At 33.9% G+C, this 10,964-nt stretch carries 10 protein-coding genes and 7 tRNA genes; 1 reads left to right on the top strand and 16 read right to left on the bottom strand.

Features of this window, described 5'->3' with window-relative positions; all coding sequences use genetic code 11:
* Positions 1 to 409: 409 nt before the first annotated feature.
* From ACQV18_RS08985 to ACQV18_RS08965, 5 genes are all read right to left on the bottom strand, one after another.
* The gene (locus ACQV18_RS08985) at positions 410 to 619 is read right to left on the bottom strand and encodes a sce7725 family protein (RefSeq protein WP_428874595.1); all 210 of its coding nucleotides are present in this window, start codon (positions 617 to 619) and stop codon (positions 410 to 412) included.
* A 48-nt stretch (positions 620 to 667) separates the two neighbouring features.
* Positions 668 to 2,224: a bifunctional metallophosphatase/5'-nucleotidase gene (locus ACQV18_RS08980; protein ID WP_428874594.1), complete on the bottom strand. Its 1,557-nt coding sequence runs from the start codon at positions 2,222 to 2,224 to the stop codon at positions 668 to 670.
* Positions 2,217 to 3,044, bottom strand: a complete 828-nt coding sequence (locus ACQV18_RS08975) for a hypothetical protein (protein WP_428892972.1) — start codon at positions 3,042 to 3,044, stop codon at positions 2,217 to 2,219. The genes ACQV18_RS08980 and ACQV18_RS08975 overlap by 8 nt, the downstream gene beginning before the upstream one ends.
* Positions 3,045 to 3,105: 61 nt before the next feature.
* Positions 3,106 to 3,561 carry a hypothetical protein gene (locus ACQV18_RS08970; RefSeq protein WP_428874592.1) on the bottom strand — a complete coding sequence of 152 codons (456 nt, stop codon included), beginning with the start codon at positions 3,559 to 3,561 and terminating at the stop codon, positions 3,106 to 3,108.
* A 164-nt stretch (positions 3,562 to 3,725) separates the two neighbouring features.
* Positions 3,726 to 4,823: a LysM peptidoglycan-binding domain-containing protein gene (locus tag ACQV18_RS08965; protein WP_428874556.1), complete on the bottom strand. Its 1,098-nt coding sequence runs from the start codon at positions 4,821 to 4,823 to the stop codon at positions 3,726 to 3,728.
* Between the two features lie 581 nt (positions 4,824 to 5,404).
* Here ACQV18_RS08965 and ACQV18_RS08960 point away from each other — a divergent pair.
* A complete protein-coding gene (locus tag ACQV18_RS08960) occupies positions 5,405 to 5,695 on the top strand; it encodes an ArsR/SmtB family transcription factor (RefSeq protein WP_428874557.1) in 291 nt (96 codons plus the stop codon).
* 149 nt (positions 5,696 to 5,844) lie between these two features.
* Here ACQV18_RS08960 and ACQV18_RS08955 read toward each other — a convergent pair whose 3' ends face one another.
* The 11 genes from ACQV18_RS08955 to ACQV18_RS08905 all read right to left on the bottom strand — a co-directional run bounded on the left by ACQV18_RS08955 (position 5,845) and on the right by ACQV18_RS08905 (position 10,904).
* Positions 5,845 to 6,105: a hypothetical protein gene (locus ACQV18_RS08955; RefSeq protein ID WP_428874558.1), complete on the bottom strand. Its 261-nt coding sequence runs from the start codon at positions 6,103 to 6,105 to the stop codon at positions 5,845 to 5,847.
* Positions 6,106 to 6,334: 229 nt separating this feature from the next.
* The gene (locus ACQV18_RS08950) at positions 6,335 to 8,029 is read right to left on the bottom strand and encodes a serine hydrolase (RefSeq protein WP_428874559.1); all 1,695 of its coding nucleotides are present in this window, start codon (positions 8,027 to 8,029) and stop codon (positions 6,335 to 6,337) included.
* A gap of 64 nt (positions 8,030 to 8,093) precedes the next feature.
* Complete coding sequence (locus ACQV18_RS08945; RefSeq protein WP_428874560.1) at positions 8,094 to 8,789, bottom strand: hypothetical protein; 696 nt, start codon at positions 8,787 to 8,789, stop codon at positions 8,094 to 8,096.
* Positions 8,790 to 8,886: 97 nt separating this feature from the next.
* Positions 8,887 to 9,930, bottom strand: coding sequence for a ribosome small subunit-dependent GTPase A (rsgA, locus tag ACQV18_RS08940; protein ID WP_428876610.1), 1,044 nt, complete (start codon positions 9,928 to 9,930; stop codon positions 8,887 to 8,889).
* Between the two features lie 360 nt (positions 9,931 to 10,290).
* Positions 10,291 to 10,376: transfer RNA gene (locus ACQV18_RS08935), tRNA-Leu, on the bottom strand.
* A 12-nt stretch (positions 10,377 to 10,388) separates the two neighbouring features.
* A tRNA-Cys gene (locus ACQV18_RS08930) sits at positions 10,389 to 10,459 on the bottom strand.
* A 6-nt stretch (positions 10,460 to 10,465) separates the two neighbouring features.
* Positions 10,466 to 10,537, bottom strand: a tRNA-Gln gene (locus ACQV18_RS08925).
* A 17-nt stretch (positions 10,538 to 10,554) separates the two neighbouring features.
* Positions 10,555 to 10,627, bottom strand: a tRNA-His gene (locus ACQV18_RS08920).
* 14 nt (positions 10,628 to 10,641) lie between these two features.
* Positions 10,642 to 10,712 (bottom strand) — tRNA-Trp (locus tag ACQV18_RS08915).
* A 33-nt stretch (positions 10,713 to 10,745) separates the two neighbouring features.
* Positions 10,746 to 10,826: transfer RNA gene (locus ACQV18_RS08910), tRNA-Tyr, on the bottom strand.
* A 5-nt stretch (positions 10,827 to 10,831) separates the two neighbouring features.
* Positions 10,832 to 10,904 (bottom strand) — tRNA-Phe (locus ACQV18_RS08905).
* Between the last annotated feature and the right edge of the window lie 60 nt (positions 10,905 to 10,964).

The raw sequence follows: 10,964 nt of genomic DNA, 5'->3' as shown, positions 1-10,964 counted from the left end.
TAAGCAACCGTTAGTGGCTTAATCTCCTTGGATAGCATCAACCCTATTGGACATAGAGCCTAGTTTTTCTAACTCTTTTAGTATAAACATCAAATTATTTTCATTATATAATAAACTATAAATTTAAACTGATTGTCTTTTTATTTAGCTTCTTAAAAATTTGCTCATTAGTTCTATCTGATGTTCAATAGATAATTTTTTTATTACTCCTAAGCCAGGGTCGCTCCCTTCATCAGCATCTGTAATAAATGTTAAAATACTTCAGTTTCTATGTTTTCTTTTACATATTCCTTACCTTCCAATTCCATTATCTTATTATACTATTCTTTTGGTTTAATAACTGCTTCATGGTATTTATTCGCTGGATCTGTTGGGCTATGATTGGTATCAGATACAAAATGATGAACCCTCAAGTTCTTTTTTTATCACAATCTATAATATGGATTGCTACAGCATGAGGTGAAAAGCCATTTTCCATAAAATCTTTACCCATTACATAATAATCTAAAAACCCTATGTAACCATCTTTTTTAAACGATAAATGATCAGAAGAAAAATATTCATCACCAACATAATCCGCATTTCTTTTTTGTTTATTGAAATTATCAGCTAAAAGTATTTTGTTTATTAAAAGCTTTTTAGACTAATTTCAACTTTGAAAAAATACTTAATCTTCATTAAAAGCTGTCCATTGAATATGCTCATAATGATGATTTATATCTTTCCATTCCGTAACTGTCAATTGATCCATACCTTCAACTATTAATTGAATCATATCTTTATCAATCATATTAACAATTTTAGCTTTTGTAAACATATTATAATCGCCTCCCCCAACAGCACGATATTGAGTGAGCGCTAAATGGTAATATTTTTGCTTATCAATTACTTTTTGTGTTTTTTCATTAATTAATTTGACCACACGCTTACCTATTGGTTGATTCAAATCAACCTCTACAGAAAAACCCGTGTACAAGTCATAATTGTAATGCTTAGGTTTAGGATAAATATAAGAAGGATTTACAGAAATTTTACCGGATGAATCAAAAGTAAAATAAGCAAAATTATGCTCCATCGCTTCAATTATATCCTGACCACTTACTTGGCTAACAGCAATTTGATTATAATAAGGATAAATATTCAATAGTTCTCCTCGCCTAACTTCACCTTGAAAATCTACAAAGTGATCGTTGAGCAAGGATATACCTGCGAAGTCTGCCCCTGTTTCATTCAACATCGTTCTCGTTAAAAACTCAGCAAAAGGATGGCCTTTCACTCTTGCTTGATGAAGATTTCGAGTGGGCATCTCCATGGGAGCATTCCCTAAGACCTCATCAAGCCAGTTAAGGCTCTGGCTATATTCAGGTTCTAATGGACGAATATTTTCAATTGCTGCGCTAGTTGTAAAAGAGTGTAAAGCCCCTTCAATTGCTGGGGAAGCTTTTTTATCTAAACTCACGATAACTTCACCCACCTTTTCACCACCATAGCCTGGTTGAATGACAAAGGAATCCTTAAAGGGCTGACAAATCTGACGATGTTGATGACCCGTTAATAAAAGATCTATTTCAGGAATCTCACTGATCATCTTATATCCTTGATTTTCTCCAGTTTGAGCCTCTAAGGCCTCTCCCGAAGATAGGTCAGCTTCAAAACCTCCATGATAAGCAACAACTAATAAATCCACTTGAGGTTTTAAAAATTGAGCATACTCTTTAACCGTTTCAAAAGCATCTAAAAATTCTAAGCCTTCATAATTTTCTGGCAACTCCCAGTGTGGTATATAGTGGGTGGTTACACCAATAATTCCGATTTTATAATCTTCAATGTTGATGACATCATAGGCTTTTCCCTTATAGGGCTTTTTGGTTTTTCGATCCACAATATTGCTACATAATATTTGTGCATTTATTAAGTCTAATGCAGTGTCTTGATAGGCCATTCCGTGATTAAATTCATGGTTACCAACAATTTGATAATCATAGTCCAAATCATTCATCATTCGAGCATAAGGAGCCGCACTCTTTGTCACTTGACTGGTATAGCTCGTCATAGGCGATCCTTGAATAAAATCGCCTAAATCAAATTGCAATGTCTTAATCGAATCTTGTTTTAATTGATCAATTAAAGCTGCAGTGTTCTTTAAGGAATACTCAGTCTGATCAGGATGATGGTGCCATTGACCATGTGTATCACTCGTTATTAAAAAGCGGATTTTAAGCATTGTTCCCCTCCAATATCTTGTCCATCGTATATATTTGGCCATACTGAGGATAGAAAACAATTAGACCTTTTGTTTCTAACTCTTGACCAAAAGCCTTTGGTTTAAATGTATGCCATGGAATAACAACTTTTGATTGAATCGTATAACCAATCATCAATAAATCTGCTTGAGAGGCATGACCTGAGACCCCAGCCTGATAGAAATCACGGCCGTATTCAACCATATTGGTTAAAAACTCCTCATAACCAGCCATAAAGACTCCTAAAGGAACTCCGTTTGAATGTAAATATATTCCAGCTGGTAATTGATAAAGAATTTGATGACGTTCATAATCAATTAATAATAAATAGTCATTCGGCGAAGCCTTCAATTCTTCAGCACTTACCGAAAGACTACTTTCTTCTTCATCCTCACCTAAACAAAAAATATTATCGATTTTGCTTGATATATGTTGTTTAAGCAATTGGTAATACGCTTTATCTACGACAAATCTCCGTTGATGATTTTTAGCTATTTCATTCAATCTTATCAAGCGTTGTATATTTTGTGGATATAAATTAATGGTTATGATGCCTGCTTGTTTTTTACCCAATAAGTGGTCACTCTCTTTTAAAAACTGCCGCTCATTTGAACAAGCTAGATTATGATTTTTTCCCTCAACAGCTAAGTGAGGTGCGAGGTCATCTCCAAAATTAGACAAAGAGGTGCCTTCAATTAATAGTAGGTCTGGTTCAAAAGTATGGGCTCCTTCTACCCACTTGAGCACTTTTTCAGGGTTATAACCATTTAGTCTTAAGTCTCCTGAATAAACAATTTTCAAATCATTCGTTGCAATAAAATAGCACTCGCACCTTCTGTATCATGGTCACTCTCTTTAAAAGTTATCTTAAATGGCCCATGATGAATACTTGTTTGATGAGGAACACTTTGCCAATTAACATCATATTTAGGTAAAAAGGAATTTTTACTAAGTTTTCATAAAAGTTTAATGACTTCTCTGATGTGTATACAGGAATTTGTTCGTTTATTTGTCCTAAGGAACCTAGATGATCAAGGTGCAAGTGAGACAAGCAAATGGCAGTATTCGATGAGCTCACCTCATAAGCAGTTAACGAATTTGAATTTAACTGGCTTTGAGAATAAAATCCTTCTACCTTAGGCAATAAGTTATCTTGAAGGAATTGTTCAGTTAATGATCGATCTAGCAATTGTTTAATATCGGCTCCTACAAATGCTCCAAAATCCATAATCACTTGATGATTATCTTTTTGAAGGCTAATAATATTTCCCCCAATTGTGCCAATTCCACCCAAGAATTCAATCTTTGTTTGACTCATCAACTCTTCCTCTCTTAATAGTTTTTATCTTCACTATCAAGATTTTATCGTACCATATATTGGACCTAAAGTTCTACTTAACTTTTTTATCAAAATAAGCTATATTTTAACTTCATTCTGAACACCTAAAGAGCTGAGATCTAATGATCTCAGCTCTTTAATTATTAATACCACCCTTTTGATTGAGAATGTGACCAAGCTCCAGAAATCGATCCGTAACGACTTACCATATAGTCATACATCCATGACAATTGAGTATAAGGGTTGCTTTGCCAATCTTCACCATGAGAAGCCATTTTATTACCTGGTAAAGCTTGTGGTAATCCATATGCTCCAGAAGACATATTTTTAGCAAATGTATTCCACCCGGACTCACGATTAATAATAGCCTTCCAATAACCTTGCTCAACATCAGAAACACCTTTCTCAGCAACTATTCTTTCAAACGCTGCATAAGGGTCCGTACTGCTATTATCTACAAGCGTTGTTTCAACTCTTTCTTCATTCGTTTCAAAAGTTATTTCTTCATAGGTAGATTCAACATAACTAGTCGTTTCAATACTGGTAGTAATGCTAGTTGTAATATCTGAAACGCTAGTTTCAATTAAATCAGTATTAAAATCAGTAGACTTAATTGTAGTGGCTGTTGTTTCAAAGTCTTCAGTAGTCAGCTGTTCCTCGATAACTTCATTGCTCGTGGTAGTCATTTCAACAACTGGAAGAATTTCTTCACTAATTTCCCGAGTTGTTTCGACAACTTCATTAGGCATAGCTTCCTCAAAAGTAGGTAATTCTTCTTGAACTTCTTCAAAGTCTTCAGCTGCCTCAATTACTAAGAGACTCTCTTCTGTTTGAGCCTTTGTATTAATTGAACTGCTTTCAGTCTCATAAGCTGTAACTGTTACTTCTTCATCTCCTTGACTATATGAGATCGTCCCAGAATCTGAGTTAAAACGCAACTCTGCTCCAGCTATGATTAAATCTGGATTAGCTATTTGGTTGATTTGAGCCAAATCATTGACCGATATACCAGTTGCTCCAGAAATACTACTTAAAGTGTCGCCCCATTGAATCACATAGACACCATCTTGTTTTTCAGTCATTAGATTGATTACACGACGTATCTCATTAACTGTTCTCTGCTTCCAAACCATCGCAAGACTTCCTTGATAATTATCGTCCTGAGCTAAGATAGTTGGTTGAACAGTTACGACTTGCAACAATAGTGACGAGATAACTAAACTTATTATTGATTTTTTCATAAATACTCCTTAACATGATCACCTTGTTGGTGAATTATTATTAAAATTAATATATATAAGATATCTTAAACAAGTTTATTAATAAGTGCACGTTTTTTTAGCACTTGTTACCTATGATTAAGCAAACCGATTAAAGATAGCAATATAGGTTACAGTGATATTACAATCAATCAAGCAAGATACACTTCAAGCCTTTTATAAAATTATGTTATAAATAAAATAACATATACGTTGGCTTATTTTATTGTTTAAAGATTATTTAATAGTACTATCATACTAATATGAAGGATCTTTATTGTTTAAAAAATAAAACAATTACATATTTTTATAATTTAAACCTATTCTAAAAACCATTTATACACTACTTTCAAACAACCTTTGCTTATTACAACTTAAAATGGTATCCTTATCTTGCTAGCTAAAATATTATAAGTATCTACTATTTTCACCATTTAATAATCAGTAAAAATTTTAAGCAAAATTAAATGTAATATAAAAAACACAAAAAATTCTTACTTTAAAAGTAAAATATGTGATACAATCTGACTAGGCATAAAAATAGATAGAAATGGAGGGAAAAGATGCAAACATACGGAATGAAATCAAAAAAAATGGCTAGATATGTTAATGTACTAAAACTTTTATCACACCCTATTCGTTTTTCAATCGCATTGCTATTAAAAAATAACGGTGTTATGAATGTCAGCAAAATTCAACAAGATTTAGAATTAACTCAATCTACCGTCTCTCAACACATTAGTAAATTACGTGAAGCAAAAATTGTCTCTGCGGACCGTGATGGAACTAAAATTTATTATTCCCTTTCTAGCGATACAGCCAAGCTCGTCTTAGAAACTTACGAAAACAGCTAAACTGAAAGCATTCTTACTAAAATAAAAGGGGCTGGGACAAAAGGGCTTCTCAGCCCCCTTAAAATTTACAGCGAGCCTAGATTGGAAAGTGACTTTCCAATCTAGGCTCGCTGCTTTGGGTATTTACGTAGATTATTGGCCATAAATATTCACTCGACATCGGTCTTAGAAAAGCTATTGCGACCGTTGGATGTCGCTTGATAAGTGGTGTGTTTTTCTTTACAAGGAATAAAATCCTCAGCAATTTTTTGGTGATACTTTTTGAGACGACAGCGCTTCTTTTTGCGTTCATCCGCTCCGACAACAGTTTGCGTTTCAATCGCTCGGTTAAGCGTTTCAATTTCTTCACTTAAGAGCTGCTGAATCTCAGATTGAATTTGTTCGACTACCTCATGAATTCGCCTAAACACTATGATTTTCAGGGAATAAACAATCCATTTCCAGTGGCAAGTAAGTGTGATTCATAGTGTACTGTTGCTACATAGAAAGCCCCTCCTAAATGGTTTTGTGATTACTACTATTATAGCAGGAAACGCTTTCTATTTTTTTATTGTTAAAGAAAAAGTCCGATTAACAAATGGATCGTTGACCGGACTTTCTTTAATTGTTCAAGACTTTTGTCCCAGCCCCTTTTATTTTTTAATTATAATTGTTTTCATCTAACATCATTTCTGTAGATTGCCTTAACATTTCTTGCTCTTTTTCCTCTAAATAAGCTTGGGGATTTGTTACTTTTTGCCATAAGAGCGAACGATTACTAACATAGACATCAAAAACAGCTTTAGATAATATTCCCATTTGATCTGGAACAGCATCGTAATTATAAGGATTTTCTGTATACACAGCTAGTGTGTAGGTTCCATAATCCGTTTGAAAAGCTGCGACATCATTTTGTTCTGTCGATCCTAATCCTGTTTTATTCCATGTGGTAACGTATGGTATAAATGCAGAAAGATATCGCCATGGGTTTGTCATTAATTTTTGAATTAATTGACCATCCCAAGGTTCGCCATTCAGTTCATTACGTGCCATTAAAGCGAAATACATAGCAGCATCCCCAGGCGATGTCTGAAATCTGCGGTTGGTTGATCCATGATAATATTTTCCATCGACAAAGGTATCTTTTAGACCAAATTTATGGACATAAGGTGTAATCCATTCACCTTCGCCAGCTACTTCAATTAACATATTAGCAGCTGTGTTATCAGAATATAAAGGAATCAAATCTACTAAGTAATCCACAGTGTATTGCGACCCACTAGGGTCTCCTTGAATAACTCCAGCACCTGGGACGCGGTTTTCATCAGATAAAATAACCATAGAATTGGGTGACAACTCACCAGTTTTATAAAGCTCATAAATTTTACCTAAAACATAAATTTTTTGAGTAGAGGCTGGGAAAAATATTTGGTTATTTACTGAAACCTGGGTAAGATGCTCACTATTAACAAAAGAAGCTCCTGCCGTTGCACTAATATATCCCAAATAAGTCTCTAATATAGCTTCTATTTCATCTAAAAGCTCTCTTTCACTATAATAGGTTAAAACGTAATCATTATATGAAGAATCTTTTCTAATCCAACCAAGCTCATCATAGCCAAAATAAACATGTAACCAGGTTCCATATTGATTAGTGAGTTCCTGTCCTACTTCCATTGGACTGTCTATCATTCCTTGAGTATTTAGTAAATAACGTGAACTGGCTAAACCAGGCGGATTTGAGTAAATTTTTAAATCAGGAGACTTAATAAGGATGCTGTACTCCATTGTTTTCAGAGTGAAATGCTCTCTTTTTTTATGAGGAGTCATGTAGAAAGGATATTTATTAACAGCAAAAAGATCCTCAACTTGTTTAGCTAATAATTCACTGTTGTTCAGATTTTCTTTTAAACCATCTTGATAATAACCTTTAGTTTTATCTTCTTGAAACCATCCGGTGAAGGGCGAACCACCTTGATAAAGTATCTTTTTCAATCCATCTCTTTTCCATACAAGTTCCGCCACTCCAATTTCTTCAACAACTGGTTTGCGATTAATAGACGATTTTAAAGTCGGCTTAATAAGTTGAGGTCGATTATAAAATCTTGGCATATAGTGATCGTTTAATTCAGACGAGAGTGAGACTTTTTCAGATTTAGCGTTGGTTTGTAAGATTGGATCTTTTCTTAAATTAAGATCTACTTCCTCAAGGTTAATGCTGCTATCAATCGGCTTTTTGAAAAAGTTTTCAATAATATAACGATTAGAGGAAGAAACAAAAGTGAAATAAAGTGTTGAAAAAAGAGTCGCAGTAATTAAAAAAGAAAGCAATTGTTTTTGATAACTATCATTCAAATTTGTTCGCTCCTTCACCTGATGTTATTGGTAAATATATCAATAGGATTTTAAGAACCCAATCTTAACTAATAATTTTAGGTATAAAATAATCTAACAGTTCTTGAGTAAAGTAAATGGTCGGGTAATCTTGTTCAAAAGTAGATAGGCTTAATTCCTCTTTCAAATCAAAGGGATCAACATTAAGAGATAATGAGCGGTCGGAAATAAATGCTTCGTACTCATCTTGTAAATTAGCATACTCATTTTTCTCATATCTTTGATTGGCAATTAACCTAAAAACAAATTCCTCAAAAGCTCTCTCTTTAATTCGCTCATAAGGATTACCAGCCAATCGAAGGTGAATTTGTACATAATCAGAAAAAGAGATATTCTTTACTTTAGCTATCGTTTCTACTCTTTTTAGATACTCATTTTGAAAAAGCAACAGCTCACTTTGATTAATGATGGTTTGACTGGTTTCAGCGAAAAAAGTGAATAAGTAAGGCAGTAGTTGATCATAAAAAAAGAACTCAGCCACACGATGCTTCAAATCATTATAAAAAAAGCTTCTCAAGTCTTGATAACTATAGATATTCGGAAGATTTAGATTGAATATCACTTCATCTGACAAATTTTTATTATTTGGATAATTTAGATTGGTTAGTTCCTCCACTTTTTGATCAACTTGTTTATTTAAATACTCTTCATCAATTTGAAGATATTTCTTAGGAACCAAAATATCTTCTTTTTCAAAATAACTTTCTACTGTACTAATCAAACAGATCACCTCTTTGAAATAACATAAAATTATCGACCTATCTATTATACCTTAACGTTGCCCTATAAACTACCTTATAACTATTGATTAGGTGAGATTAATCAATGTCGTTAAGAACTCCTGACTTAGTGATTACTTTCATTCGATGATGTGGTTTCTTTTTTTTGTTTTTTTGGCTGATCAATTCCTTATACCGTTTCTTTTTATCTTTATATTTTAAATAACGATTGTACAACTCTTTAGATAAATTCCCTTTTTTGATGGCTAGTTGAATAGCACATCCAGGCTCATTCACGTGCGAACAATCATTAAACTTACATTTAAGCGAAAGGTCATATATACTTTGAAAAAGAAGCGTTTCATCTGCATCTCTATGGGATGAAATAGTTTTAAAGCCTGGTGTATCAATAATATAAGAAGAGGTTTTTTTAAGGAAATACATAGAGGAAGAGGTGGTTGTATGCTTGCCTTTACCATCATTTCTAACGTTTTGAGTTGACAGTTCTTCTTTTTGTAAAATAGTGTTTATTAAAGTAGACTTTCCTACCCCTGATGATCCAATTAGAATAGAAGTTTTACCTTTTTTGAGAAGATTCATTACTTTTTGATACGATAAAGGATCATGAATTGATAATTGATTAATTTTCATTTTAGGATAAACCTTTAAAATAGTATTTTCAATAGTTGAAGCTTCTACTTGATAGTCTGATTTTGAAATAATAATTTGAATATCCTTAGCCATATTAGAAAAGGTAGAGACATAGCGTTCGAATTTTCCCAAAGAAAACCTCTGATCAGCTGCAATAAGAATAAATATTTGGTCAACATTTGCAGCTATTAATTGTTCTTTAGCATTATATGCCAAACTTTTTTGTGATGTGCTTTGAGCTTTAGTAATCAAGCTATCTCTTTTGAGAAACGTGGATATTTGATGTTCTCCCGCATTCTTTTCAACTAAAACATAATCACCTACAACAAAATCACTATTTTTTAAATTTACTCGAACCGAAATTAATTCGTCTTTTTTATTATGAAGCGTTAGAAATGCATTATTACGACTTGTGATGCGATAGATATTTAAATCATTATTTAAATTATATCTAGAAATGTAAGAATTAATACCATAATCTTTGTTTATCATCAATTAGTCTCCTATCTAAATTATCCTTTTATGCTACATAAAGCTATCTGTTTTCGTAAATATGATGAATTTAGAAAGACAAAATAAATTCTATAATTTTTAAAATATAATTAAAATAAAAAAGAATCTAAGATTAACTTAGATCCTTAAAAATATAGAAAATGACTAATGATAGGGTGGTACGTAAAAACAAATAACCCTAGCAAAAAACCATTGAAGAGTTTTTAGATTAGAACCTAAATTTTTATATTCTAAATTCATCTTGTACCACTCCTTTCGAATTTATAAGAAAATTATACTTTACCAATGAAAATAAAACAATAAAAAAACCTTCCTATCCAGGAAAGAGTTTAAAATAAATAGCGGTGGTCGGGGTCGAACCGACACGCCGTGTAACCGGCACTGGATTTTGAGTCCAGCGCGTCTGCCAATTCCGCCACACCGCCGTAATAGATATAAGGCGGTAGTCGGATTTGAACCGGCGATCAAGGTTTTGCAGACCCGTGCCTTACCACTTGGCTATACCGCCATGAAACTGGGGTAGCTGGATTCGAACCAACGAATCACGGAGTCAAAGTCCGATGCCTTACCGCTTGGCTATACCCCAATAATAAAATATAAATAGGCGACTGATGGGAATCGAACCCACGAATGTCGGATCCACAAACCGATGCGTTAACCACTTCGCCACAATCGCCATCATACTTTTAACAGGGACTGTAGGAATCGAACCCACACTGACGGTTTTGGAGACCGTTGTTCTACCGTTAAACTAAGTCCCTAAAAAGGAAAATGGTTAGCAATCCCTATTAAAATGGAGGGGGGCAGATTCGAACTGCCGAACCCGAAGGAGCGGATTTACAGTCCGCCGCGTTTAGCCACTTCGCTACCCCTCCAGCAATGGCTTGAGACGGAATCGAACCGCCGACACCTTGAGCTTCAATCAAGTGCTCTACCAACTGAGCTATCAAGCCTAGAAACGGTCCGGACGGGATTTGAACCCGCGATCTCCTGCGTGACAGGCAAGCATGTTA

Source organism: Facklamia sp. P9177 (genome assembly GCF_050409585.1).
Lineage (GTDB): Bacteria > Bacillota > Bacilli > Lactobacillales > Aerococcaceae > Facklamia.
This window is presented reverse-complemented; position numbering and strand designations above follow the sequence as displayed.